General features: G+C 71.3%; 26 protein-coding genes. 22 read left to right on the top strand and 4 right to left on the bottom strand.

Annotated features, from left to right (window positions below; genetic code table 11):
• The first annotated feature begins 24 nt into the window (after window positions 1-24).
• Together HNR16_RS10915 and HNR16_RS10910 are read left to right on the top strand one after the other, a co-directional pair.
• Complete coding sequence (locus HNR16_RS10915) at window positions 25-1,074, top strand: ABC transporter permease (protein ID WP_158039756.1); 1,050 nt, start codon at window positions 25-27, stop codon at window positions 1,072-1,074.
• Entirely contained in the window at window positions 1,071-2,018 is a 948-nt protein-coding gene (locus HNR16_RS10910) for an ATP-binding cassette domain-containing protein (protein ID WP_158039755.1), read from the top strand. The genes HNR16_RS10915 and HNR16_RS10910 overlap by 4 nt, the downstream gene beginning before the upstream one ends.
• Before the next feature lie 173 nt (window positions 2,019-2,191).
• Here HNR16_RS10910 and HNR16_RS10905 read toward each other — a convergent pair whose 3' ends face one another.
• A complete protein-coding gene (locus tag HNR16_RS10905; RefSeq protein ID WP_158039754.1) occupies window positions 2,192-3,295 on the bottom strand; it encodes a glutamate--cysteine ligase in 1,104 nt (367 codons plus the stop codon).
• 137 nt (window positions 3,296-3,432) lie between these two features.
• On the opposite strand from HNR16_RS10905, the gene HNR16_RS10900 reads away from it, so the two are divergent.
• The 6 genes from HNR16_RS10900 (at window position 3,433) to trmD (ending at window position 7,457) form a co-directional block, all read left to right on the top strand.
• The gene (locus tag HNR16_RS10900) at window positions 3,433-3,648 is read left to right on the top strand and encodes an LPXTG cell wall anchor domain-containing protein (RefSeq protein WP_179558212.1); all 216 of its coding nucleotides are present in this window, start codon (window positions 3,433-3,435) and stop codon (window positions 3,646-3,648) included.
• Window positions 3,649-3,975: 327 nt separating this feature from the next.
• Window positions 3,976-4,395, top strand: a complete 420-nt coding sequence (gene rpsP, locus HNR16_RS10895) for a 30S ribosomal protein S16 (RefSeq protein ID WP_158039752.1) — start codon at window positions 3,976-3,978, stop codon at window positions 4,393-4,395.
• A gap of 2 nt (window positions 4,396-4,397) precedes the next feature.
• Window positions 4,398-4,628, top strand: a complete 231-nt coding sequence (locus HNR16_RS10890; protein ID WP_158039751.1) for an RNA-binding protein — start codon at window positions 4,398-4,400, stop codon at window positions 4,626-4,628.
• 2 nt (window positions 4,629-4,630) lie between these two features.
• Window positions 4,631-5,257, top strand: a complete 627-nt coding sequence (gene rimM, locus HNR16_RS10885) for a ribosome maturation factor RimM (RefSeq protein WP_158039750.1) — start codon at window positions 4,631-4,633, stop codon at window positions 5,255-5,257.
• 11 nt (window positions 5,258-5,268) lie between these two features.
• Complete coding sequence (locus HNR16_RS10880) at window positions 5,269-6,612, top strand: lipopolysaccharide biosynthesis protein (protein ID WP_158039749.1); 1,344 nt, start codon at window positions 5,269-5,271, stop codon at window positions 6,610-6,612.
• Window positions 6,613-6,644: 32 nt separating this feature from the next.
• A complete protein-coding gene (gene trmD / locus HNR16_RS10875) occupies window positions 6,645-7,457 on the top strand; it encodes a tRNA (guanosine(37)-N1)-methyltransferase TrmD (RefSeq protein ID WP_158039748.1) in 813 nt (270 codons plus the stop codon).
• A 30-nt stretch (window positions 7,458-7,487) separates the two neighbouring features.
• On the opposite strand, the gene map is transcribed toward trmD, so the two are convergent.
• On the bottom strand, window positions 7,488-8,255 hold the full coding sequence (gene map, locus HNR16_RS10870; protein WP_158039747.1) for a type I methionyl aminopeptidase: 768 nt from the start codon (window positions 8,253-8,255) through the stop codon (window positions 7,488-7,490).
• 132 nt (window positions 8,256-8,387) lie between these two features.
• On the opposite strand from map, the gene HNR16_RS10865 reads away from it, so the two are divergent.
• The 5 genes from HNR16_RS10865 (at window position 8,388) to HNR16_RS10845 (ending at window position 11,713) form a co-directional block, all read left to right on the top strand.
• Complete coding sequence (locus HNR16_RS10865; protein WP_158039746.1) at window positions 8,388-9,140, top strand: hypothetical protein; 753 nt, start codon at window positions 8,388-8,390, stop codon at window positions 9,138-9,140.
• A gap of 157 nt (window positions 9,141-9,297) precedes the next feature.
• The gene (gene rplS, locus HNR16_RS10860) at window positions 9,298-9,648 is read left to right on the top strand and encodes a 50S ribosomal protein L19 (protein WP_158039745.1); all 351 of its coding nucleotides are present in this window, start codon (window positions 9,298-9,300) and stop codon (window positions 9,646-9,648) included.
• Between the two features lie 77 nt (window positions 9,649-9,725).
• Entirely contained in the window at window positions 9,726-10,679 is a 954-nt protein-coding gene (lepB, locus tag HNR16_RS10855; protein ID WP_158039744.1) for a signal peptidase I, read from the top strand.
• The gene (locus tag HNR16_RS10850; RefSeq protein ID WP_158039743.1) at window positions 10,676-11,377 is read left to right on the top strand and encodes a ribonuclease HII; all 702 of its coding nucleotides are present in this window, start codon (window positions 10,676-10,678) and stop codon (window positions 11,375-11,377) included. Before lepB ends, HNR16_RS10850 begins: the two co-directional genes overlap by 4 nt.
• 12 nt (window positions 11,378-11,389) lie before the next feature.
• The gene (locus HNR16_RS10845; RefSeq protein ID WP_158039742.1) at window positions 11,390-11,713 is read left to right on the top strand and encodes a DUF2469 domain-containing protein; all 324 of its coding nucleotides are present in this window, start codon (window positions 11,390-11,392) and stop codon (window positions 11,711-11,713) included.
• A gap of 237 nt (window positions 11,714-11,950) precedes the next feature.
• Here HNR16_RS10845 and HNR16_RS10840 read toward each other — a convergent pair whose 3' ends face one another.
• Complete coding sequence (locus HNR16_RS10840) at window positions 11,951-13,630, bottom strand: thiamine pyrophosphate-binding protein (protein ID WP_158039741.1); 1,680 nt, start codon at window positions 13,628-13,630, stop codon at window positions 11,951-11,953.
• A gap of 169 nt (window positions 13,631-13,799) precedes the next feature.
• Here HNR16_RS10840 and HNR16_RS10835 point away from each other — a divergent pair, with 169 nt between their 5' ends.
• From HNR16_RS10835 to HNR16_RS10810, 6 genes are all read left to right on the top strand, one after another.
• Window positions 13,800-14,390 carry a hypothetical protein gene (locus HNR16_RS10835; RefSeq protein WP_179558211.1) on the top strand — a complete coding sequence of 197 codons (591 nt, stop codon included), beginning with the start codon at window positions 13,800-13,802 and terminating at the stop codon, window positions 14,388-14,390.
• A 92-nt stretch (window positions 14,391-14,482) separates the two neighbouring features.
• Window positions 14,483-14,890 (top strand): YraN family protein, encoded by a 408-nt coding sequence (locus HNR16_RS10830; protein WP_338109157.1) that lies wholly within the window; start codon window positions 14,483-14,485, stop codon window positions 14,888-14,890.
• 34 nt (window positions 14,891-14,924) lie between these two features.
• Window positions 14,925-16,526 carry a YifB family Mg chelatase-like AAA ATPase gene (locus HNR16_RS10825; protein WP_158039740.1) on the top strand — a complete coding sequence of 534 codons (1,602 nt, stop codon included), beginning with the start codon at window positions 14,925-14,927 and terminating at the stop codon, window positions 16,524-16,526.
• A gap of 127 nt (window positions 16,527-16,653) precedes the next feature.
• Window positions 16,654-17,751, top strand: coding sequence for a DNA-processing protein DprA (gene dprA / locus HNR16_RS10820; RefSeq protein ID WP_158039739.1), 1,098 nt, complete (start codon window positions 16,654-16,656; stop codon window positions 17,749-17,751).
• A gap of 365 nt (window positions 17,752-18,116) precedes the next feature.
• The gene (locus HNR16_RS10815; RefSeq protein WP_158039738.1) at window positions 18,117-18,620 is read left to right on the top strand and encodes a ferritin; all 504 of its coding nucleotides are present in this window, start codon (window positions 18,117-18,119) and stop codon (window positions 18,618-18,620) included.
• A gap of 101 nt (window positions 18,621-18,721) precedes the next feature.
• Window positions 18,722-19,675, top strand: a complete 954-nt coding sequence (locus tag HNR16_RS10810) for a tyrosine recombinase XerC (protein ID WP_158039737.1) — start codon at window positions 18,722-18,724, stop codon at window positions 19,673-19,675.
• Here the strand turns inward: HNR16_RS10810 and HNR16_RS10805 are convergent.
• Window positions 19,660-20,607: a murein hydrolase activator EnvC family protein gene (locus HNR16_RS10805; protein ID WP_179558210.1), complete on the bottom strand. Its 948-nt coding sequence runs from the start codon at window positions 20,605-20,607 to the stop codon at window positions 19,660-19,662. The two genes, HNR16_RS10810 and HNR16_RS10805, sit on opposite strands and share 16 nt — an antisense overlap.
• Before the next feature lie 472 nt (window positions 20,608-21,079).
• Between HNR16_RS10805 and rpsB the strand changes: the two genes are divergently transcribed.
• From rpsB to pyrH, 3 genes are all read left to right on the top strand, one after another.
• Complete coding sequence (rpsB, locus tag HNR16_RS10800) at window positions 21,080-22,033, top strand: 30S ribosomal protein S2 (RefSeq protein ID WP_158039735.1); 954 nt, start codon at window positions 21,080-21,082, stop codon at window positions 22,031-22,033.
• 32 nt (window positions 22,034-22,065) lie between these two features.
• The gene (gene tsf, locus HNR16_RS10795; RefSeq protein ID WP_158039734.1) at window positions 22,066-22,896 is read left to right on the top strand and encodes a translation elongation factor Ts; all 831 of its coding nucleotides are present in this window, start codon (window positions 22,066-22,068) and stop codon (window positions 22,894-22,896) included.
• A gap of 169 nt (window positions 22,897-23,065) precedes the next feature.
• Entirely contained in the window at window positions 23,066-23,797 is a 732-nt protein-coding gene (pyrH, locus tag HNR16_RS10790) for a UMP kinase (RefSeq protein ID WP_158039733.1), read from the top strand.
• The last annotated feature ends 12 nt before the right edge of the window (window positions 23,798-23,809 follow it).

Raw genomic sequence — 23,809 nt, 5'->3', positions numbered from 1 at the left:
CGCAGCGAGCGAAAGGACTCCTCGATGACCGCCCTCTCCACACCGTCGGCCCAGACCGACGAACGTCTCGCGCGCACGAGCGCGCTCCGCAAGCTCCTCGCACGGCCGGAACTCGGTGCCGTCGTCGGCGCCGTCGTGCTGTTCGTGTTCTTCGCGATCGTCGCGAACCCCGTCTTCACGCAACCGGCCTCCATCGCGACCGTCCTCTACGGCGCCTCGACGATCGGCATCATGGCCGTCGGGGTCTCGCTCCTCATGATCGGCGGCGAGTTCGACCTCTCCGCCGGGGTCGGGGTCATCTCCTCGGCGCTCATGGCCTCGCTGTTCAGCTGGTCCCTCTCGACGAACGTGTGGGTCGGCGTCCTCATGGCCCTCGTGCTCTCGCTCGGCGTCGGCTTCGTGAACGGCTGGATCCTCATGCGCACGAAGCTGCCGAGCTTCATCGTGACGCTCGCGACGTTCCTCATGCTCACGGGCCTCAACCTCGCCCTGACCCGCCTCATCGGTGGCAACGTCTCGTCGCCGCCGATCGCCGACATGGACGGTTTCGACTCGGCCGCCGCGGTGTTCGCGTCGTCCGTGCCGATCTTCGGGATCAACGTCTCGATCACCGTCTTCATCTGGATCGCCCTCGTCGCGGTCGCGAGCTGGATCCTCCTGCGCACGCGCATCGGCAACTGGATCTTCGCGGTCGGCGGCGACGCGAACGCGGCACGTGCGGTCGGTGTGCCCGTCGCCGCGACGAAGATCGGCCTGTTCATGGGTGTCGGGTTCTGCGCCTGGGTCGCGGGCATGCACAACCTGTTCGCCTACAAGGTCGTGCAGTCCGGTGAGGGGGTCGGCAACGAGTTCCTCTACATCATCGCGGCGGTCATCGGCGGCTGCCTTCTCACGGGTGGCTACGGCTCGGCGATCGGCGGCGCCATCGGCGCGTTCATCTTCGGCATGGCGAACAAGGGCATCGTGTACGCCCAGTGGAACCCGGACTGGTTCAAGTTCTTCCTCGGCCTCATGCTGCTCATCGCCACGATCATCAACCTCGTCGTCAAGAACCGAGCGGAGAAGAAGTCATGACCGACGCGGCGACCACCGCCCCGGCCCCCGCGAAGGGTGCCGGCTCCCTCATCGCACTCCGTGACGTGGGCAAGCACTACGGCAACATCATCGCGCTGAGCGACGTCACGATGGACGTCGACCCCGGCCGGGTCACGTGCGTGCTCGGCGACAACGGGGCCGGCAAATCGACGCTCATCAAGATCATCGCCGGGCTCCACAAGCACGACGCGGGCGAGCTGCTCATCAACGGCGAGGCGACGACGCTCTCGTCGCCGCGGCAGGCGCTCGACCTCGGCATCGCGGCCGTGTACCAGGACCTCGCGGTCGTGAGCCTCATGCCCATCTGGCGCAACTTCTTCCTCGGCTCCGAGCTGCGCAACTCGTGGGGCATGCTGCGGGTCTCCGAGATGAAGGCGATCACGAAGCAGGAGCTGCTCGACATGGGCATCGACCTGCGCGACGTCGAGCAGCCGATCGGGACGCTCTCGGGCGGTGAGCGGCAGTGCGTCGCGATCGCGCGGGCCGTGTACTTCGGCGCGAAGGCGCTCATCCTCGACGAGCCGACCGCCGCGCTCGGCGTCAAGCAGTCGGGCGTCGTGCTCAAGTACATCCTGCGCGCGCGCGATCGCGGACTCGGCGTCATCTTCATCACGCACAACCCGCACCACGCGTATCCGGTGGGCGATCGCTTCCTCATCCTGAAGCGCGGTAAGTCGATCGGCTACTACGCGAAGGACGAGGTCGCGCTCACCGAGCTGACGGGGCTCATGGCCGGTGGGGCGGAGCTCGAGGAGCTCGCGCACGAGCTCGCGGCCGAGAGCGGGAACACGGAGGTGATCGAGCAGATCACCGACATCGAGGGGTCGATCGACACGCCCGACGACTTCACGGGGCCGCCCATCACGGAGGCGGTGGGGCTGCCCCGTCCCGAGGACGAGCGGGGGCGCGGGAAGAAGCGCTGACCGCCGCGCAGACCCCACGGCACCCGCCTCGACGAGAACGCACGAAAGAAAGTTAGAAAAAGCCGGGTTGTTGCTACCGGGCCCGGGGCCCGGTAGCAACAACCCGGCTTTTTTTCGCTGCGCCTTGTCGTCGCGCCTTCTCGTCGCGCGCTGTCGTCGCGTGCTCGCCCCGGTCAGCCCAGGTGGACCTCCTCCGCGAGGTGGTCGACGACGGCGCGCAGATCGCCGTTCGATCGCGACGCCGCGGCGCGCTGCCGGTCGGCGCTCGAGCTGCGCTCGACGAGCGCCGCGATCGACGCCAGCTCGGCCGCGCAGCCGAGTTCCTCGGCGATGGGCGCCCACTCGACGAGCCGGTCGGCGAGGACGTCCGTCACGAGACGCTCGTCGCCCGCCTCGTTCTCGATGATGATCGCCTCGAGCCCGTAGCGGGAGGCACGCCACTTGTTCTCGCGCACGTACCAGCTCGGCAGGCGTCCCGCTCCGAGCCCGGCATCGAGCCGACGCGAGGTCGCCTCGGCGATCACCTGGCACAGCGCGACGACCGCCCCGAGATCGTCGAGGCGCGTTGCGCCGTCGGCGATCCGGATCTCGACGGTGCCGAGGTTCGGTGCGGGGCGGACGTCCCAGCGCAGCTCGTTGAGCTGATCGACGATGCCCGTGTGCAGGTAGTCCGCGGCCACACGCTCGTAGGTCGACCAGTCGTCGAGCTCGGGTGGCAGTCCGCCCGTCGGGAGCTGTTGGAACAGCATCGCCCGGTGCGAGGCGAAGCGCGTGTCGTGGCCCTCCCAGTACGGACTCGACGCCGCGATCGCGTGGATGAGGGGATACGCGGCGAGCACGCCGTGCATGATCGGCACGACCTTGTCGGCCCGCTCCACACCGACGTGTGCGTGAACCCCCCAGATCGCGAGCTGCCGCCCCCAATCGCCCGAGCGCTCGGCGACCTCCGCGTACCGGGGCGACGGGCACAGCTCCTGCGCGCGCCACGGTGAGAAGGGGTGGGTGCCGGGGCCGATGGGCACGACGCCCTCCGCGCGGGCGATGGGGAGGATCGCGTCGCGCAGGCGGCGCAGCTCGGCGACCGCGCTCGGAACCGTCTCGTGCACACCCGTCACGAGTTCGATCGTGTTGCGCATGAACTCGCCCACGACATGCGGGTTCGAGGCCTGTTCCACGATCGCGAGTCCGGCGGGCGCGAGCTCCCGAGTGTCCGGGTCGACCAGACAGAGTTCCCATTCCACGCCGAGCGTCGATCGGCGGGAGCGCGCGAAGTCCATGGGGCAAGCGTACGGTCTGGCGCGCCGTCGGCCGCGCGGCTTGCCTCATGCACGCGGGCACGCCACAATCGTGGCGAGCAGCCCGCGGCGCCGCCACGAGCGGACGGTCGCGGGAACCAGACGCCCAAGGAGCACCCGTGCAGCTTTCACTCATCGCCCTCGCCGACGTCCTCGCGACGACCGGCGGTCAGTTCAACCCGTGGCCCTTCGTCATCGGCGCCATCGTGCTCGTCGTCCTCGGCGGCGCCGCGCTCCTCTTCCTCCGCCGCAAGAAGCCCGCGAACGACGGCGCGGCCACCGACGCGACGCCCGACACCGACGCGAGCACGAGCGAGAACGACTCGCTCAACTGAGTCCGCGCGCCGCACGCGGCCGAGTCGACGGCGGCACCCACCGGGTGCCGCCGTCGGTCGTTCGTACGGCGCACGTTCGACGTGACGCCGCGTCCCCACCGGCGCGCGGGTGCCACGCCACCCGCATCCGGCCGTCCCGGACGTCGGCGTCGTCGGCCCGGCGCGCACTCCGTTGGCGCGTCGAGCCAGGATCTGGCAGAATGAGAGCTTGCGTCTGTGCCGCTCGACCCTCTATCCAGCGCGCACGACGTCCATCGAGCTCAGGTCGGGAGTGCCCCACGCACTCGACCGCCGTTCAGAATTTCTTTTCAACCCGACTGGAGACACGTGTCTGTCAAGATCCGTCTGAAGCGCCTGGGCAAGATCCGGGCCCCGTTCTACCGCATCGTCGTCGCCGACTCGCGCACCAAGCGCGACGGCCGCGTCATCGAGGAGATCGGCAAGTACCACCCCACCGAGCACCCCTCGTTCATCGAGGTCGACTCCGAGCGCGCGCAGTACTGGCTCGGCGTCGGTGCACAGCCGAGCGAGGCCGTCCTCGCGCTCCTCAAGCTCACGGGCGACTGGGGCACCTTCACGGGTGAGGGCTCGACCGAGAACCAGGTCAAGGCCCCCGAGGCGAAGGCCACGTTCGAGGCCGAGGTCGGCAAGAAGCCCGTCCTGCGCCCGAAGAGCGAGAAGCCGGCTCCGGCTCCCGCGACCGACGAGGCCGCCGCCGAGGCGCCCGCCGACGAGGTCGAGGCGTAGCCATGCTCGCATCCGCGCTGGACCACCTCGTGCGAGGGATCGTCGATCACCCCGACGATGTCCGCGTGGACCGCAGCGACTCCTCGCGCGGCGAGGTCCTCGAGGTGCACGTGCACCCCGAGGACCTCGGCCGCGTGATCGGACGTCAGGGACGCACGGCGAAGGCACTCCGCACCGTCGTCGCGGCCCTCGCCGACGGCCGTCGCGTCCGCGTCGACGTGGTCGACGACTGACGGTGTCGGCCAAGAAGGCGGGAATCACCCAGCTCCGCGTCGGGCGCCTCACCAAGGCGCACGGACTCAAGGGCGCACTCAAGCTCGAACTGTTCACCGACGAACCGGAACGACGCTTCGTCCCGGGTGCCACGTTCTCGCTGCAGGTGCCCGCCGACAGCCCCTGGCACGGCAAGACCATCCGCTTCGCGGAACTGCGCTGGTACAACGGCCAGCCGGTCGGCTTCTTCGAGGGCGTCACCGACCGGAGCGCGGCCGAGTCGCTCGTGCGTGCGATCCTCTGGGTCGACCAGGACGACGCCGAGGAGCTCGAACCCGACACGTGGTACGACCACCAGCTCGCGGGACTCGCGGTCGAGCGCGACGGCGTCCGGCTCGGCACGGTCAAGCGGATCGACCACCTCCCGGCCCAGGACCTCATCGTCGTGACGACGGACCACGGTGACGTGTTCGTCCCCTTCGTGTCGGCGATCGTGCCGAGCGTCGACCTCGATGCGGGCACGGTGACCGTCACGCCGCCACTCGGCCTCTTCGAGGACATCCCGGACGACGAGCCGCCGGGATCCGCGGCATGGAACGACACGGAACCGCCGCCTGCTGGCAGACTGGGCAACGCCGACAACGCCTGAAGGGAGGCTGGATGCGCTGGGTCGCTTTCTCCTCCGTCTTCGCCGGGCTGACGGGGTACCTCGTCATCTTCCTGGCGACGTCGACGCTGGGTGCCGAGCGCTTCCAGGTCTTCAACGTCTTCTGGGGCCTGTTCTTCATGGTGTACGGGTCCCTGCAGGGACTCATGCACGAGACCACGCGCGGCGTGCGTCAGGCGCTCGCGCGGCAATCGGCAGAGGACGATCCGACCGCCGAGGACCTCCTGACGGAGCCGCTGCGCGACAGCGAGCGCGCGCCGGAGCCCCACGAGCGGGTGCGCCCGTTCCGGGTCTCCTTCGCGTTCGGTGCGGTCGCGGCGGGGCTCATGCTCGCATCGAGTCCGCTCTGGGCCCCGATCGTGCTCGAGCCCTCGCACACGGCACTCGGCATCGCGCTGCTCACCGTCGCGACGGGGCTCGCCGCCGTGCAGGCGGTCTTCTGCGGTCTCGTGTCCGGGGCCGGCCGCTGGCGCATGTTTGGCATCTTCCTCACGGTCGAGGCGTTCCTGCGCGTTCTCGTCGCACTCGTCGCCGTCATGCTCGCGGACCCGATCGCGGGCTTCATGTACGCGACGATCGCCGGCATCGTCATGACGCCGCTGACGCTCGCCGTGAGCCCCGCGGCGAGGCGCCTGATCGAGCTGCGCGGCGACGTCCGCACGCGAGAGTTCGTTCGCCGGAGCCTCCATGCGATCCTCGCCGCGAGCGCGGCGGCGATCCTCGTCGTCGGGTTCCCGGTCCTCATCTCCGCGGCACGCCCGAACGCGGACCCGGTCGTGATCGGCAACCTTCTCGCGGCGGTGACCCTCACGCGGGCGCCGGTGCTGACGCCGATCACGTCGTTCCAGAACGCGATCGTCGTCTACTTCGTCGATCGGGTCGCCCGTGGACGCCGCGTGGTGTGGGTGCCCGTCGCCATCGTCCTCGCGGTCGCGTCCATCGGGGCGGTTCTCGCGTGGCTCATCGGTCCGCCGATCATCCAGTTCATGGGGCCCGACTTCCGCGTCGGGGGGATCCTGCTCGCGGCGCTCACGTTCGCGGCCGGGTTCACGGGTGCGCTCTACATCACGGGCTCCGCCGTCCTCGCGCGGGAGCGGCACGGTGTCTACGTGACGGGCTGGCTGTTGGCGTCGGCGATCGCGCTGCTCCTCCTCGTGCTCGTGCCGGGTGACGCGGTGGCGACGGTGCTCGCCCTGATGGTCGGGCCGGTCGTCGGCGTGCTGTTCCACATCTTCGTCGGGATGCGCCCGGGGGTCGGCGACGCGCCCGCCGCGCCGGCGTCCGGTGCCGCCGAGGAGCTCGATCCCGCTCCGGACGGCGTCACGCCGGAGCGCTGAGCGGCACGCGCCCGAGCGAATACGCTTGGGGGATGCGCGTCGACATCGTCACGATCTTCCCCGACTACTTCTCGGTGCTCGACCTGTCCCTCCTGGGGAAGGCCCGCTCGCACGGGCTCATCGACGTGCGCGTGCACGACCTCCGCGACGCGACGACCGACCGGCACCGGACGGTGGACGACACGCCGTACGGCGGGGGAGCGGGGATGGTCATGACGCCCGAGCCGTGGGGGCGGACGCTCGATGCGATCCTCGGCGCGACGGCACCCGATCCGCTCGCGTCCCCGGGCGTCGACGGGGTGGCGGCGGATGACGCACCGACGGACGTGGCTGCCCCGGGCGTCCCCTCGCTCGTCTCCCACGACGACCGAGAGCGCCCGCTCGTCGTCTTCCCGTCGCCCGCGGGGGCACCGTTCACGCAGGCCACGGCGCGACGGTACGCGGCCGAGTCGCACATCGTGTTCGGTTGCGGACGGTACGAGGGCATCGACCACCGCGTCTTCGAGGACACGGCGCGCCGCGCGCGCGTCGAGCTCGTCTCGCTCGGCGACTACGTCCTCAACGGCGGCGAGGTCGCCGTGCTCGCGATGGTCGAGGCGTTCGGGCGGCTCCTGCCCGGCGTCGTCGGCAACCCCGAATCACTCGTGGAGGAATCGCACGAGGACGGGCTGCTCGAGTACCCGAGCTACACGAAGCCGGCGACGTGGCGGGGACTCGAGGTGCCCGCCGTCCTGTTGAGCGGGCACCACGCCCGGGTCGCGGAGTGGCGGCACGAGCAGCAGATCGAACGGACACGCGCCGTGCGTCCCGACCTCCTCGCGGGGCGGGCCGACGCGGCGGAGTGACGCGGCCCCCGTGGCACGGGGCGGTGCCCGTCAGTCCCGCGCCGTGAGGATGATCGGCTCGCCGTCGGTGACGGCGATCGTGTGTTCGGTGTGCGCGCCGCGCGAGCCGTCGGCCGAGCGCAGCGTCCAACCGTCGGCGTCCTGGACGAGCGTGTCGGTCGTCTCGAGGAACCACGGCTCGATCGCGATCACGAGGCCGTGCTTGAGCGGGAGACCACGCTTCGCGCGCCCGCGGTTCGGGACGGACGGCGCCTCGTGCATCGTGCGGCCGACCCCGTGGCCGCCGAATTCGACGTTCACGGGGTAGCCGGCCGTTTTCGCGACCTGACCGATCGCGTGCGACACGTCGCCGAGCTTGTTGCCCTCGCGTGCCTGCGCGATCCCCGCGACGAGGGCCTCCTCGGTCGCGCGGATGAGCCGCTGGTCGTCGTCCCGTGCCGTGCCGACGTTGAAGGAGATCGCCGAATCGGCCACCCAACCGTCGACCGAGACCGCGAAGTCGAGCGTGAGCAGATCGCCGTCCTGCAGGTCGTAGTCGTGGGGGAGGCCGTGCAGCACCGCATCGTTCACGGACGTGCAGATGACCTTGCCGAACGGCGAGTTGCCGAAGGACGGGTGGTAGTCGAGGTAGCAGGACTCGGCGCCACGCTTCCGGATCATGTCGTGCGCCTGCGCGTCGATCTCGAGGAGGTTCGTTCCCACTCGCGTCGATTCCCGGAGCGTCGACAGGACCTCGGCGACGAAGCGACCCGCGGGACGCATGGCCTCGATCTCGGATGGGGTGCGGAGCTCGATCATCCCCCGAGGGTATCGCGCATCCCCCGAGGGTATCGCGCCGAAGCCGTCCGTCCGCTCGGGCCGCGTGCCCGGGCGGAGGCGGCGGGCGACCGGCATCGGCGGCGCTCCAGCCTGGGTCGCTACATTGGGGACATGTCCCGAGCTCGCGTCCTCTCCGCGCTGCTCAGCGTGCTGCCCATCGTCCCACCCGTGGTGTTCTTCGTCGTCGCGGCCGTGCGCGACGACGGATTCGGGCAGGTCGTCCTCATGCTCGTCCTCGCGGGGCTCTCGTTCCTCGTGACGCTCTCGCTCGTGCTCGTCCTGCGCATTCGACGCAGCGCCGCTTCCCCACCGGCCATCGACCCGATCGACGCGGTGTGGGTCGGTGGCGCCACCCTCGCATGGGTTGCCGCCGGATTCACGGTCGAGCTCGTGCGGTTCGGGTTCGTCGTCGTGGCCCTCGTCGTCTCGGCGCTCGCGGCACGACACCTCTTCCGTGTGATCCGTCGCGTCGTGAGCGAACGCGTCGCACGCGACACCGGGCAGCGCGGTCCGCGCGGAGGTCCGTACACCGGTGGCCCCGCGGCCGGGCCGGATGCGGGCAAGGTCATCGTGCTCGAGCCGTCCGCTCCGCGATCCGATGCGCCCGGTCCGCGATCCGACGCGGAGGGCGGCGGGGCCGGCGGCGACGTACCGGGGAGCACGCGCCACGAGGACGCGCCGCGGTCCGACTCCACGCGGCCGGGCACGAACTTCGGGGCGAATCGTGCCCCCGTCTCACCGACCTGGGACGAGACCCGGCCCGTGCGCGACGCGGCGAGCGAGGGATCGCCCGGCGCCGAGGCGGACGACGCGCCGACGGTCGGCGACACCGATGCCGGTGGATCGCCCGACGAGCACCGCTGACGAGCGAACGCGTTGCGCTCCGGGCGTCGACCGTGGTTCAATAGCTGCTTGTGCCGCGGCCCGAATCTGCCACAGGGGAGTCGGGCGCATCGCGATGCACACGCTGACGTTCACGAATCGGCGCACTCGACCTGTGGCGGGTGCAGAGAGCGACATCATGACCAACCTCATCGACGAGATCGACGCGGCTTCGCTTCGCGACGACATCCCCAACTTCCGCCCCGGTGACACCGTCAAGGTGCACGTCAACATCGTCGAGGGCAACCGCTCGCGTGTCCAGGTGTTCCAGGGCGCGGTCATCGGCCGCCAGGGCGACGGCGTGCGCGAGACCTTCACGGTCCGCAAGGTGAGCTTCCAGGTCGGCGTCGAGCGTACGTTCCCCGTGCACTCCCCGATCATCGAGAAGCTCGAGGTCGTCTCCCGCGGCGACGTGCGCCGCGCGAAGCTGTACTACCTGCGTGGCCGTCGCGGCAAGGCCGCGAAGATCCGCGAGAAGCGCGAGTCCTGAGTGCTCCTCCGACTGTGGCTCCCCCGAGCGGGGAGCCACAGTCGTCTCGGTAACCGCAGCGACCAAGGAGTGACGACATGGGCCAGACGGACGGATCCGTCTCGGACGCGGACGACGCGTTCGGCCCCTCGGGTACCGAACGGGGCCCCGGGCACCCTCGCGCTCGCGGTGCGGGGCGGCACCGTCGCCGCTCGGCCGCCGATGCGGGTGCCTCGGCCGAACTCGACGCGACCAACCCGGTGCATCCCGACGGACGCCCCGGCGGTACGCCCCTCACCCTCGAACTCCTCGCGGACGATCCGGTGAGCACCGAGGCGTCGGCGCCCCGGCGGCGCCGCAATCCCACGCTCGTCTTCCTTCGCGACGTCGTCGTCGTGATCGTGCTCGCGGTCGTCATCTCGATGCTCGTGAAGACGTTCCTCATCCGCCCGTACTACATCCCCTCGGCGTCGATGAGCGACACCCTCGTCGTGAACGACCGGGTGCTCGTCAATCTCCTCGTGCCCGATCTCGTCGCCGTCAATCGGGGTGATGTCGTCGTCTTCATCGATCCGGGTGGTTGGCTCGCGCCGACCTCGACGCCGCCGAAGACGCCGGGGCAGGCGATCGTCGACGGTGCCCTCGAGGCGGTCGGGCTCAAACCCGAGGACTCGAACAACAGCCTCATCAAGCGCGTCATCGGCGTGCCGGGCGACCACGTCGTGTGCTGCAACAGCTACGGGCAGCTCGTCATCAACGACCAGGCCGTCTCGGAGCCGTACGTGGAACTCGGCGGGAACCAGGCGGCCTCGGGCGTCGCGTTCGACGTGACGGTGCCGGCGGAGTCGCTCTGGGTCATGGGCGACAATCGCTACAACTCGGAGGACTCCCGCTTCCATCAGGATCTGCCGACGCACGGCTTCGTGCCGATGGACAACGTCGTCGGGCGTGCGATCGTGCTCAACTGGCCGCTCGATCGCATCACGATCCTCGGGAACTATCCCGAGGTGTTCGCGGGGGTGCCGTCGCGGGATCCGAACGGCTCCGAGTGACGGTCGCGGAGCCGACCCTCGAGCTCGAACGTGCCCTGCTCGAGGTACCGGGAACGGACGTCGTCATCGGTGTCGACGAGGTCGGCCGAGGGGCGCTCGCGGGCCCCGTCATGGTCGGGGCGTGCGCGGTGCGCCGTGCACAGGTCGAGGCCGGATTCCCCGCGGGCCTGCGCGACTCCAAGCTGTTGAGTGCCAAGCGCCGGGAGGCCATCGCGCCCGCGGTGCGGGAGTGGGCGTTCGCGTGCGGTGTCGGCTCGGCGACCGCGCGGGAGATCGACGAGAACGGCATCACCGCGTGTCTCGCGCTCGCCGCGACGCGCGCGCTGGGCGTACTGTTCTCGCTCGGGGTCGAGGTCGGCGGTGCGCTCGTCGTGCTCGACGGGAGCCACGACTGGCTCGGTCCGTCGCTGCGGAACCCGGTGCGGATCATGGTGCGCCCGAAGGCGGACCGCGATTGCGCGAGCGTGTCCGGTGCATCGGTCATCGCGAAGGTGAATCGTGACGGCATCATGTCCGGCGCGCACACGACGGACGAGACGCTCGAGGCGTACGGCTGGGCGGCGAACAAGGGGTACGGGTCCGCGGCGCACCTCGCGGCGATCGATCGGTTGGGGCCGAGCGCCTGGCACCGGCGGACGTGGCTGCACGGTCGTGGAGATGACGTGGCGGCGCCCGCCGGACCACCGGCGAACGCCTAGACTGGACGGATCATGGACGACGACACCTTCGACGACTACGAGCGCGATCTCGAACTGGCGCTCTTCAAGGAGTACCGCGACGTCGCGGGCCAGTTCCGCTACGTCATCGAGACCGAGCGCCGGTTCTATCTCGCGAACGCCGTCGAGTTGCAGCGCCGCGACACGGAACACGACTTCTACTTCGAGTTGACGATGTCGGACGTATGGGTGTGGGACATCTACCGCTCCAACCGCTTCGTCAAGCAGGTGCGCGTGCTGACGTTCAAGGACGTCAACGTCGAGGAGCTCGCATCGAAGGAGTTCGAGCTGCCGACGGAACTCGCGCTCGACGAGTAGCGCCACCGGACGACACGGCTGAAGTCGCTGCTCGCGCAAGGTCGCGGGCATGTCCCGCCGAGGAGTGTCACGGGACACGTCCCGTCGAGCAGTGTCACGGGACACGTCCCGCTCGCAGGACCACACGTGGCGGGTGCCCCGAGAGGGGCACAAGCGGCACATGCGAGCGCGAAAAAGCCGGGTTGTTGCTACCGGGCCCGCGGCCCGGTAGCAACAACCCGGCTGGATGTGGGTCGGTCAGTCGATCCGGCGGGCCGCCGCGTGGAGTCGCTCCATGATCTCGCGCTGGTACGGCGCGATCACGGCACCGGAGACACGGCAGTCGAGCACGAACGTGCCCCGGGCCCCGGCGTCCTGCCACGCGCGGAGGGCATCGAGGTCGTCGAGTGAACGGACGACCGCGCCCTCGGCGCCCACTCCGCGTCCGATCGCGGCGAAATCGACCTCGTCGATGCGCATCGGTCCCTCGTCGAGTCCGAGCGTGCCGTACTGCGTGACCTCGGCCGTGTAGGCCGCGTCGTTGAACACGACGACGACCGCGCTGCGCGCCGAGCGGACGACCGAGTCGAGGTCGGCGAGTGCCATGAGTCCGCCGCCGTCACCCGTGACGACGACGAGCGTGCGTTCGGGCGCGGCCGCGGCGGCGCCGGGAGCGCTCGCGAATCCGAGGCCGATCGACTGGAAGGCCGTGCCGACGAGCGTGATGCTGTCGGGCGAGGGCAGCCGGAAGTACATGTTCGCCCAGCCGATGAAGTGGCCGCCGTCGGAGACGACGAGTCGGTCGGTCGGCAGGAGCGCGTCGAGCGCGATCGAGAGGCTGCGCGGGTCGAGTCGACCGTCCGCGGCGCGCTCCTCGCCCTGCTCGCGATCGAGTCGGGTGCCGGGTGCCGTGTCGTCGACCGCTGCGGCCGGCACCGCACCGTCGGCGGCGACGTGTGCCTGCCCGACGCCCGCGTCACCGATCACCGCGAGGATCCGTTCGACCGCGAGGCGTGCATCGCCCGTGATCTCGTCCGTCACGATCGGGTTCGGTGCCGGTGCGTCGTCGTCGATCCGGATGACCCGCGCGTCGGGGGCGAAGGCCGTGCCGAAGGCCGTCGTGAACTGGTTGAGCCCCGCACCCACGACGAGCACGACGTCCGCGGCGCGCGTGCGGGCGAGCGTTCGCTCCGATGCGAAGCCACCGCACACCCCGAGGTCGAGCGCACGATTGCCGAACGTCCCGCGTGCGGGCGCCGTCGAGACGCTCGCCGCACCGAGTCGGTCGGCGAGGGCGACGAGTTCGGCGGCCGCGCCCCGCGCGCCGCGTCCCGCCAGTACGAGCGGCCGCCGCGCCGAGAGCAGTGCACGGGCGGCGTCATCGGTGCGCTCGACGTCGATCGCGACCGGCGCACGGGCCGGTCGCTCGGTGAGGTCGAGATCTTCGTCGGGCGCGTCGAGCGCGGGGAGATCGTACGGGAGCTCGAGGAGGACCGGCGTCCGGTGCTCGAGCGCGTACCGGATGGCGTCGAGCGCGGCACGGCCAGGCGCCGCCGCCGTCACGACGACCGAGCGCACGCCGACCGTGGTGCCGAGGGCGGACTGCTCGACGTCCCACGGTCGGGCGCCGCTCGTCGGCGCGTCACCGACGACGACGAGCACCGGCGTCCGCGCCATCGCGGCCTCGGTGAGGGACGTGAGGGCGTTCGTGAAGCCGGCGCCGTACGTCGTGGTCGCGACGGCGAGCCGTCGGGACACGCGGTGGTAGGCGTCGGCCGATGCGACGGTCGCGGTCTCGTGCCGCACGGCGGTGAACCGGACGTCGGTCAGGCGCCGGAACGCGTCGATGAGGTAGGCGTTGCCGTTGCCCATGAGCCCGAACACGTCGCTCGTGTGGGCGGCGATGGTCGTGGCGAGTCGGTCGGCGATGGAGGGCATGCGAAAGGGCCTTTCGGGAGGACGGTGTCTGATTCCCTATGTGACTCGACCGCGGTCTATCGCCCATTTTGCGGGCGACGGTCGCCCTCGTCGGCGCCGGACGATGCCAGTGTATCGGCGAGGGCGTGCCCGTTCGACGCCCGTTCGCGCGGACTCCTAGGCTGGCGGTATGGGTGTGCGTGTGTGGCGGATCGTGGTCGCGTCGGTGTGGTTCGGGGTCGTGCTCGGTCTCGCGTTCGTTGAGACGCCCCTCAAGTTCCTGGCTCCCGGTATGACCCTCCCGGTCGCGCTCGGCATCGGCCGCCTCGTCCTGACGGCCCTGGATCTGCTGAGCCTCGTGTTCGTCGTCGTGCTCGTCGTCCTGGGTGCGCTGCGGCCACGGCCGAGCCGGGGTGAGTGGGTCGTGTTGGGCGGGCTCGCGGCAGCGGTCGCGGGTCAGCTCATCGCCGTTCGGCCGCTCCTGAACGCCAGGACCGACATCGTGCTCGCGGGCGGCGATCCGGGAGCCTCGCCGCTGCACACGATCTACGTCGCGATCGAGGTCGTGGTGCTCGTCCTCCTCGTCGTCTTCGTCGTGCTGAGCGGGCGGCGGACGGTCGCCGCGCACGGTGCGTCCCGTGTGGTCGACGGCGAGCGGTCGGGCACGGGTGGTGGGGAGCGCGTGGCTCGGGCGGAAGGTGTGGCGGACGGCGGGGCGACGAACGGCCGTGCGGAGGACGGACGTCCGGTGGCCTCGTCGGGTGACGTGTCGGGCACCTAGGGCGGAAGGCGCGCTCACTCCCGGCCACGCAGGGACGGCGCCGCGGCGCACCTGTGGGGTGAGGTCGCTCCACAGGAGGACGCCGTGTCCCGGTGAGCACCGCCCTCGCGCGGGCAGGCTTCCTCGCGGAGGTGGTCGGGATGCGAGCGAAGGATGCACTCGGACGGACGGGGGAGCGGACAGCGCGGGAGTACCTGCTCGCGCGCGGGCACGAGCTGGTGGATGCGAACTGGCGGTGTCGTGAGGGCGAGATCGATCTCGTCACGTTCGATCACGGCATGCTCGTCGTCACCGAGGTCAAGACGCGTTCGTCGACCCGGACGGGGGATCCGCTCGAGGCGGTGACCTCGATCAAGCTGCGGCGTCTGCGGCGGCTCGCGGGCCTGTGGCTCGAGGCGCATCCGCGCCTCGCCCGGCCCGTCCGCATCGACGTGATCGGGGTGCTGGTGCAGCACGGGCGTGAGCCGGTGGTGCGACACGTGGCGGGGGTCGGCGCATGATCCCGCGGGCCGCGTCGGTGGGGGAGGCGCGGCCGTGACGACGGCGCGGGCGAACTCGATCGCGCTCGAGGGACTCACAGGCACGCTCGTGCGGGTCGAGGCGCACGTCGCCGACGGCCTGCCCGCGTTCGTCCTCATCGGGATGCCGGACACGTCGCTCGGCGAGGCACGTGACCGTGTGCGGGCGGCGTTGCAGAGCTGTGGGCACCCGCTGCCGCCGCGGCGGGTGACGCTGAACCTGTCGCCCGCGCCGTTCAAGAAGCACGGCAGCGGATTCGACGTCGCGATCGCCGCCGCGGTCCTCGCCGCCGCGGGGGTCGTCGACGGGACTGGGCTCGCGAGCGCGCTGCTCATCGGCGAGCTGGGGCTCGACGGATCGGTCCGCCGGGTCCCGGGCGTTCTGCCCGCGGTCGCCGCGGGGCGTCGGGCGGGCTTCGAGCGGATCCTCGTGCCCGCCGCGTGTGCCGACGAGGCGGGGCTCGTCGAGGGCGTCGAGATCGTCGCGGTGCGCTCGCTGCGCGAGGTCGCCGAGCACTTCGGGGCCGAGTTCGATGAGCCGGCGCCCGAGCCGCTGCCCGTCCCGGGTCGTGGCGACGGGGCGGCTCCGACGGGCGGCGCCGAGGGCCCCACCGCGAGCGCGACGGGCGAGACGACACGCGGGTTCGACGGCCCTGATCTCGCCGATGTCGTCGGCAACGAGGACGCCGTCCGGGCGCTCCTGATCGCCGCGGCCGGTGGCCACCATCTGCTCATGGTCGGCCCACCCGGCGCGGGGAAGACGATGCTCGCCGAGCGACTGCCGGGCCTTCTCCCCGATCTCGGCGTCGAGGAGGCGATCGAGCTGGCCGCACTCCGCTCGCTGCGCGGCGCGACGGTCGATGCCGTGCTCGACCGGCGTCCGCCGTTCATCGCACCCCATCACGGTGCCTCCGCCGTGGCCCTCCTCGGCGGCGGATCGGGCGTGATCCGGCCCGGCGCCGTTACGCTCGCGACGGGCGGCGTGCTCTTCCTCGATGAGGCGCCGGAGTTCCCGCGCACCGTGCTCGACGCACTCCGGCAGCCGCTCGAATCCGGCCGGCACGAGGTGCACCGGGAGCGCTCCGTCGTCGCGTTCCCGGCGCGCTTCCAACTCGTGCTCGCGGCGAACCCCTGTCCGTGCGGCAACGCCGGTGACTCCGATCTCGCCTGCACATGCCCGAGCCCGGTCAGGCGGCGGTACCTCGCGCGACTCTCGGGCCCGCTCCTCGACCGCATCGACCTGCAGTTGACGGTCGAGCGCGTGTCCACGGCACGACACCTCGCCGCCGAACTCGACCCGGCACACGAGGCGGAACGAGGCACGGCGGTCGCCCGCGACCGCGTTGCACGGGCCCGCGCTGCCGCCCTGGAACGCTATGCGGGTCGATGGGCCTGCAACGGGCACGTTCCGGGGCCGGCCCTGCGCGCTCGCGACCTTCGACTCCCTCGCGCCGTCACACGGGAACTCGATCGTGCGCTCGATCGCGGACACATCACGATGCGCGGGTACGACCGCGTGCTCCGCGTCGCGTGGACGCTCGCCGATCTGGACGGACGTTCGACTCCCGGTGCGGTCGAACTCGCGGAGGCGCTCGCATACCGGGCACCCGGGGCCTGATCGCGGTGGCACGGGGACGGCGGATCGCACGGCAGTCGGGCGACGACGGCACGCACGGCGCGCACGATGACGACGGAACGACGACGACATCCCGCGGTGGCGCGGGAAGGACGGGGAGGTGGTCGGGATGCCGACATCACTCGGGGAGGGTGCGCGGACGGGCGCACCGGAGTTGCACAGCGAGCACGAGCTCGTGCGGAGGGTGGTCGCTCGGACCGCTCCGGACGTGGACGACGACGGGATCCGGCGTCGGGAACTGCTCGTCGCGTGGTCCGCGATCGCCCCGTCCGGCGATCGGGACGCCGCGGTCCTCATGCGGCTGTGCGGGGCGGATCGTGCGCTCGCGGCGGTTCGTGCTGACGATCCCGTTCCCCGGATCGCGGCGCTCGTCCGGGCGTCGGCAGGGGAGGACCCGATCGCGGCCGCTGAACTGCTCGAGCGCCTGCCTGCCGCGTTCCGGCGTTGGCGTGATCGCCTCGCACCGGCGCGCGTGCGCGACGCGCTGCGCGCGGCACGTGCGTTCGACGTGCACCTGCTCGTCGCAGGCGATCCCGATTGGCCCCCAACGCTCGACGATCTCGGCGACCATGCGCCGCTCACGCTGTGGGTACGCGGAGATCCGTCCGCGCTCCGGCGCACCGAACGGTCCGTCGCGATCGTCGGTTCGCGCGCGGCGACGCCCGCGGGCATCGCGACGGCGACCGAACTGGCATCCGGCGCCGTGGGGGCGAAGTTCTCCGTCGTCTCCGGCGGGGCGTACGGGATCGACGCCGCCGCCCATCGTGGAGCGCTCACGGAGGGCGAGACGGTCGCCGTCATGGCGGGTGGGGTCGATCGCCTCTACCCCGCGGGGAACCAGGAGCTCCTGCGTCGCATCGTCGAGCGCGCTGCGGTCGTCGCCGAGGTGCCGTGCGGTGAAGCGCCCACGCGGTCGCGATTCCTCGAACGCAATCGCCTCATCGCGGCACTCGGGACGGCGACCGTTGTCGTCGAGGCGGGGAAGCGCTCGGGCGCGGCGAACACCGCGGGCCACGCCGCCGCACTCGGCCGCCCCCTCGGCGCCGTGCCGGGGCCCGTCAAGCGCGAGATGTCGGAGGGCTGCCACGAGCTCATACGCGAGGCCGGCGCGATCCTCGTCCGGAACGACAAGGATCTGCTCGAGCTGGCGACGCCCGGTTTCGTCACGCCGGGGCGGCGCCGCCCGAGTGGCGATCCCGCCGAGTGACCCGGTCGGTCATGCGCCCGGCGGGTCATGCGGCCGGCGGGTCATGCGGCCCGCGGGTCATGCGCCCGGCGGGTCATGCGCCCGGCGGGTCATGCGCCCGGCGGGTCATGCGGCCGGTCCGCCACGGATGCGGCTCCGCGCGTCGCCCGTCCGACAACGTGGCCCGGGTTCCGCGTGTGGTCGATCGCGTCACCCGGACGGACGTCGATTCTGCCGGTTCCGACAACGCGACGATCCGGACGTTCGCGATGCAGAGCGCGGGGCGGTAGCGGGCACCCCAGCGGACTTTGCTCGCCGCGAACTCCCTGATCAGGCTAGCCAAACCTGCCATGACAGCCCCAGGCTGCCGGGGTACCGTGAAGGTCATGAAGCTTCAAGGAGAACTCGAAACCGCATTCAACGCGCAGGTCACCCTCGAGATCGAGGCATCGATCGTCTACCGACAGCTCGCCATCGACATGGACGTGCTCGACCTTCCCGGCATCGCCGGATGGTTCCGCGCGCAGGCCGAGGAAGAGATCGTCCACGCGAACAAGTTCATCGATCACATGATCGATCGCGACGCGCACCCCGTCATCCAGCCCATCTCGGGCTCGGGCACGACGGTCGAGACGGTCCTCGACGCGTTCAAGGCATCCCTCGCGCACGAGGTCAAGGTGTCGGAGTCGATCCGCAACCTCTACCGCCTCGCACAGAAGGAGGGCGACATCGACGCCTTCCCGCTGCTCAACTGGTTCGTCGACGAGCAGCTCGAGGAGGAGGCGACGGTCGCCGAGATCATCGGCCGTGTCGAGCTCATCGGCAACGACGGCAACGGCCTGCTGCGGCTCGACAGCGAGCTCGGCTCGCGCCACGCCGACGAGGACTGACCACCCCGCCCCGACGACGACGGGCCGGCGCGCACTCGATGCGTGTCGGCCCGTCGTCGTGTCGCCCCACGTGCCGCGTGCCGGCGACGTACCGTGGCGACATGACGCGAGCGGACCACGACGGGAACGTGCCGCGGACGGCCGACGGCGGGGGTGAACTCCGTGCGGCGATCGAGGACTACCTGCGGTACCTCGACATCGAACGGGGGTTCTCACCCCACACCGTCCGGGCGTACGCGTCCGACCTCGCAGCGCTCGTCGAGCACCTCGCCGCGAGGTCGGTGCCACCGCTCGCGCAGCTCGATCTCGAGATGTTCCGCGACTGGCTGTGGGACGCATCCGAGCGCGGCCTCGCCCCCGCCACGATCGCTCGCCGTGCCGCGTCGGCGCGCGGCTTCACGGCCTGGCTGGAGCGCACGGGGCGCGGGCCGGACACCGCGAGGCGGCTCCGCTCCCCGAAGCAGGGCCGAGCGCTTCCACGGGTCGTCACGGGTGAGGGGATGCGAGGCATCCTCGATGGTCTCCGCGTCGCGGCCGGTTCGGGCGATCCGAACGCACTCCGCGATCTCGCGGTCGTCGAGCTGCTCTACGGGGCGGGCATCCGCGTCTCCGAACTGTGCGCAATCGACCGGGACCACGTCGACCTGGATCGACGCACGGTGCGCGTCACCGGCAAGGGCGACAAGCAGCGCACGGTTCCCTTCGGCGTGCCGGCGGCGCAGGCCGTCGTCGACTACCTGCGGCGCGGACGCCCCGAGCTCGCGGGTGAACACTCGGGGGAGGCGCTCTTCGTCGGCGCGAGGGGCGGCCGCATCGGGCCACGGAGCGTGTACGCGCTCACGAGCAGGGTGCTCGGCGCCTCGCCCGGTGCCGGGCCCGCGGGCCCGCACGCGTTCCGGCACACGGCGGCGACGCATCTGCTCGATGGCGGCGCGGACCTGCGCACGGTGCAGGAGATGCTCGGCCACGCGAGTCTCGGCACGACGCAGATCTACACGCACGTGAGTTCCGAGCGACTTCGCGAGGCCTATCGGATCGCTCACCCCCGCGCCTGAACGACGCCGCGACAGAACCGAGCCGTTGTCGCGCCGGTGCCGGTGCACCCTCGACGACGCGGCGTCAGCAGCACCCGGGTCGTCGATCGGGTGACGTGTGGCGGGCGGGCGGGCGGCGCGATGCGTGACGTCGGCTCGTCCGGGCCGTCCGGTAGGAGGACCGCGGGCGGGATGCCGCCGAGTCGCTCGAGCGGGTTCCGGTACGAGTCGTCCTCGCGCAGGCCGAGATGCAGGCCGCCGTGCGGTTCGTGCCGCACGTCCAGAGCCAGCGCACCGATCCGCTCGCCGCGCGCGACCCGTGCGCCCTCCACGACGGCGGCGTCGACGGGCTCGAAGCTCGAGATCGAGCCGTCCTCGTGCGTGACGGAAAGGACCGGCCTGCCCGCGACCCGTCCGACGAACCGGACGACGCCGTCGGCGGGCGCGTGGATCGTGGCGCCGGGGGCCGCCGCGACGTCGATGCCGCGGTGCCCCGCCGCATAGGGCGAGGTCATGTGGAAGGGCCGTAGGACCGTCCGAAGGCCGGCGACGGGCCAGGACCACGCCTCGGTCGCCGCCGACCCCGCGACCGGACCGGCCGTGCGTGTCTCGTCACCCCGGGTGGGGATATCGGCCGACCCCCGATCGCGCCCGAGCCCGTGAGCGAGCCCGTGCCCGAGCCCGGGGGCCGGGGCCGGCTCGGCGGCGAGCGGTTCCCGGCCGGCCGATCGGCCGGGTGGCGTGGACTGCGGCGTCGACGACATCGACGGTTCGGCGGTCGCGCGTTCCGGACGGTCGTCCGCGGGCGAGGTCCCGAGCGGAAGGGGTCCACACAGCAGGGCGAGCAGGCCGATCGACGCGAGCAGGCGCCGGGCCGAGCGGAGCCCGGCCCCGCCGAGTCCCGCCGAGCGGCTTCCGGCCGTGCCGAACCCCGCCCCACGGAGTTCGGTCATGCGGCGTCCCGACCTGCCCCGTCCCGACGCGCCGCGTGCCGCCCTCCTGTCACGCATCGGGCCGAGCCGCCTCGCCGTGCCGTCGCTCCGTCGTCGTGCGTCGTCCTCGCCGTCCATGTCCGGACTCTCGTCGACGCGCGACCCGGTCGTCACGGTTCGTGGACGATCGGTGGACGAGCGGCTGTCCACCGGGCACGCGCGGCACGGACGCGGTCGCCCGGCCGAACGGTTCGCGGTCGGCGAGATACCCGACGCACGAACGTCACCCGCGCGCCTCCTGCGGTGTGTAAACTCGATCCCGCAGTCCGCGAGAGCGGGCTGACTTCGCGTGCCCGCACACCGGCCGCTCCCACGGTCCCGTCCGCTTCCCGCGGAACGGGTCGGAGCAGCTCCGGGCACCAGGCCACGCGGCCGCTCGGTCGCGCGGAACAACCGGACGGCGCGTTCGCGCGCCCAGACAAGGAGAACGACCATGGCCGTCGTCACCATCCGCCAGCTGCTCGACAGCGGCGTCCACTTCGGGCACCAGACCCGTCGCTGGAACCCCAAGATGAAGCGCTTCATCTTCACGGAGCGCTCGGGCATCTACATCATCGACCTGCAGCAGTCGCTGTCGTACATCGACAAGGCGTACGACTTCGTCAAGGAGACGGTCGCCCACGGCGGCACCGTCCTCTTCGTCGGCACGAAGAAGCAGGCGCAGGAGTCGATCGCCGAGCAGGCGACGCGCGTGGGCCAGCCCTACGTCAACCAGCGTTGGCTCGGCGGACTGCTCACGAACTTCGGCACCGTGCAGAAGCGCCTCAACCGTCTCAAGGAGCTCGACCTCGTCGACTTCGACGACACGACGAAGGGCTACACGAAGAAGGAGCTGCTCATCCAGCGTCGCGAGCGCGACAAGCTGGAGAAGTCGCTCGGTGGTATCCGCAACCTCACGAAGACGCCCTCGGCGCTCTGGGTCGTGGACACCAAGAAGGAGCACCTCGCGATCGACGAGGCGAAGAAGCTGGGCATCCCGGTCATCGCCATCCTCGACACGAACTGCGACCCCGACGACGTGCAGTACCCGATCCCTGGGAACGACGACGCGATCCGCTCGGTCTCGCTGCTCACGCGCATCATCGCGGACGCCGCGGCCGACGGCCTCATCCAGCGTCACCAGAAGCCCGAGCAGGCCGGCAACGTCTCGGCCGTCGAGCCCCTCGCCGAGTGGGAGCGCGAGCTGCTCGAGCAGAGCAAGCCCGAGGCGGAGCAGATCGACGACGCCGCCGAGGCGGCCGTCGAGCACGCCGAGGCCGTCACCGAGGCCGAGGACGCCGAGCCCGCTCGCGATGACACCGTCAGCGAGTCGGTCGTCTCGTCGGAGGCCGTCGCGGACAGCGACATCGAGAGCGCCGAGGCCACCGAGGCCGCGGCCGCCGAGTAATCACCATCACGACTGAGGGAGACACCAGGCACATGGCAAACGTCAGCCTCGCCGACATCAAGGCGCTGCGCGAACAGCTCGGCACCGGCATGATCGACACCAAGAAGGCGCTCGAGGAAGCCGACGGCGACCTCGAGAAGGCGACGGAGATCCTCCGTCTCAAGGGCGCCAAGGGCAACGCGAAGCGCGCGGACCGCTCCACGAGCGAGGGCCTCGTCGCCGCGAAGGAGAACGCCGACGGCACCGCCACGCTCATCGAGCTCGCGTGCGAGACGGACTTCGTCGCCAAGGGCGACAAGTTCGTCGGCCTCGCGGACCGCGTCCTCGACGCGGTCGCCGAGTCGGGTGCGACGGACGTCGACAGCGCCCTCGCCGCGCCGCTCGACGGCAAGACGGTGAAGGACGTCATCGACGAGGTCGCCGCGATCCTCGGCGAGAAGATGGAGCTCCGTCGCGTCGCTCGCGTGCAGGGCCCGCACGTCGAGATCTACCTGCACCGCACGTCGAAGGACCTGCCGCCGCAGGTCGGCGTCGTCGTCGGGTACACGGGGTCGGACGCCGAGACCGCTCGCGGCATCGCGCAGCACATCGCGTTCGCGAACCCGACGTACCTCTCGAAGGACGACGTCCCCGCTGAGGAGGTCGACCGCGAGCGCACGCTCGTCGAGGAGATCTCCCGTGGCGAGGGCAAGCCCGAGGCCGCGCTCCCGAAGATCATCGAGGGACGCCTCAAGGGCTTCTTCAAGCAGATCGCGCTGCTCGAGCAGGACTACGCGAAGGACAACAAGCAGTCCGTCGCGCAGGTCGCGTCGGGTGCGGGTATCGAGGTCACCGACTTCGCCCGCTTCCGCGTCGGCGCGTAACGCTCGACCACCGGCACGGGGCCGGACCGCGCTGCGGTCCGGCCCCGTCGCCGTTCCCGGGAACACGGGGCGGCCTCGGCGGTCCGTTCCGGGCGGCGCCGCCGTTCCCGGCGAGTACAGTGGACGAGGCCGAGGGCCAGCCGTACCGTCCGACCGTCGAGGAGCGCCGATGACCGAATCCACCACCAGCCGCCGAGTCCTCCTCAAACTCTCCGGAGAGGCGTTCGGCGCCGGACGGATGGGGGTGGACCCCGATGTGCTGCGCAGTATCTCGGCAGAGATCGCCGAGGCGGCGAAGCACGTGCAGATCGCGGTCGTCGTCGGCGGCGGCAACTTCTTCCGCGGTGCCCAGCTCGCGGACGCGGGCATGGACCGCGGTCGAGCCGACTACATGGGCATGCTCGGGACCGTCATGAACGCGCTCGCGCTGCAGGACTTCCTCGAGCAGGCGGGCGCGGCGGCGCGCGTGCAGTCCGCGATCGAGATGCGCCAGGTCGCGGAGCCGTACATCCCGCTGCGCGCTGAGCGGCACATGGAGAAGGGCCGCGTCGTCGTCTTCGGCGCCGGTGCCGGTCTGCCCTACTTCTCGACCGACACCGTCGCGGCGCAGCGTGCCCTCGAGATCCGGGCCGACGTCGTCCTCGTCGCGAAGAACGGTGTCGACGGCGTCTACACCGCGGATCCGCGCACCGACGCGGCGGCCGAGCGCCTGCACCACGTCAGCTACCAGGACGCGCTGCAGCGCGGCCTGCGCGTCGTCGACGCGACGGCGTTCAGTCTCTGCATGGACAACGGCATGGACATGCGCATCTTCGGCATGAGCCCCGACGGCTCGATCCGTCGGGCGATCCTCGGAGAGGACATCGGTACGCTCGTCTCGACGCGCGTCTCCGGTTGGTGACCGTCGGCGTGA

The sequence above is a fragment of the Pseudoclavibacter chungangensis genome, from assembly GCF_013410545.1.
GTDB lineage: Bacteria > Actinomycetota > Actinomycetes > Actinomycetales > Microbacteriaceae > Pseudoclavibacter > Pseudoclavibacter chungangensis.
Note: the sequence above shows the minus strand (reverse complement) of the source record. Positions and strands in the feature narration are given on the sequence as shown.

Coding starts and splice junctions, on each gene's coding strand:
- HNR16_RS10915 (WP_158039756.1), top strand. CDS start 25: ATGACCGCCCTCTCCACACCGTCGGCCCAGACCGACGAACGTCTCGCG.
- HNR16_RS10910 (WP_158039755.1), top strand. CDS start 1,071: ATGACCGACGCGGCGACCACCGCCCCGGCCCCCGCGAAGGGTGCCGGC.
- HNR16_RS10905 (WP_158039754.1), bottom strand. CDS start 3,295: ATGGACTTCGCGCGCTCCCGCCGATCGACGCTCGGCGTGGAATGGGAA.
- HNR16_RS10890 (WP_158039751.1), top strand. CDS start 4,398: ATGCTCGCATCCGCGCTGGACCACCTCGTGCGAGGGATCGTCGATCAC.
- HNR16_RS10880 (WP_158039749.1), top strand. CDS start 5,269: ATGCGCTGGGTCGCTTTCTCCTCCGTCTTCGCCGGGCTGACGGGGTAC.
- trmD (WP_158039748.1), top strand. CDS start 6,645: ATGCGCGTCGACATCGTCACGATCTTCCCCGACTACTTCTCGGTGCTC.
- map (WP_158039747.1), bottom strand. CDS start 8,255: ATGATCGAGCTCCGCACCCCATCCGAGATCGAGGCCATGCGTCCCGCG.
- HNR16_RS10865 (WP_158039746.1), top strand. CDS start 8,388: ATGTCCCGAGCTCGCGTCCTCTCCGCGCTGCTCAGCGTGCTGCCCATC.
- rplS (WP_158039745.1), top strand. CDS start 9,298: ATGACCAACCTCATCGACGAGATCGACGCGGCTTCGCTTCGCGACGAC.
- lepB (WP_158039744.1), top strand. CDS start 9,726: ATGGGCCAGACGGACGGATCCGTCTCGGACGCGGACGACGCGTTCGGC.
- HNR16_RS10845 (WP_158039742.1), top strand. CDS start 11,390: ATGGACGACGACACCTTCGACGACTACGAGCGCGATCTCGAACTGGCG.
- HNR16_RS10840 (WP_158039741.1), bottom strand. CDS start 13,630: ATGCCCTCCATCGCCGACCGACTCGCCACGACCATCGCCGCCCACACG.
- HNR16_RS10835 (WP_179558211.1), top strand. CDS start 13,800: ATGGGTGTGCGTGTGTGGCGGATCGTGGTCGCGTCGGTGTGGTTCGGG.
- dprA (WP_158039739.1), top strand. CDS start 16,654: ATGCCGACATCACTCGGGGAGGGTGCGCGGACGGGCGCACCGGAGTTG.
- HNR16_RS10815 (WP_158039738.1), top strand. CDS start 18,117: ATGAAGCTTCAAGGAGAACTCGAAACCGCATTCAACGCGCAGGTCACC.
- HNR16_RS10810 (WP_158039737.1), top strand. CDS start 18,722: ATGACGCGAGCGGACCACGACGGGAACGTGCCGCGGACGGCCGACGGC.
- HNR16_RS10805 (WP_179558210.1), bottom strand. CDS start 20,607: ATGACCGAACTCCGTGGGGCGGGGTTCGGCACGGCCGGAAGCCGCTCG.
- rpsB (WP_158039735.1), top strand. CDS start 21,080: ATGGCCGTCGTCACCATCCGCCAGCTGCTCGACAGCGGCGTCCACTTC.
- tsf (WP_158039734.1), top strand. CDS start 22,066: ATGGCAAACGTCAGCCTCGCCGACATCAAGGCGCTGCGCGAACAGCTC.
- pyrH (WP_158039733.1), top strand. CDS start 23,066: ATGACCGAATCCACCACCAGCCGCCGAGTCCTCCTCAAACTCTCCGGA.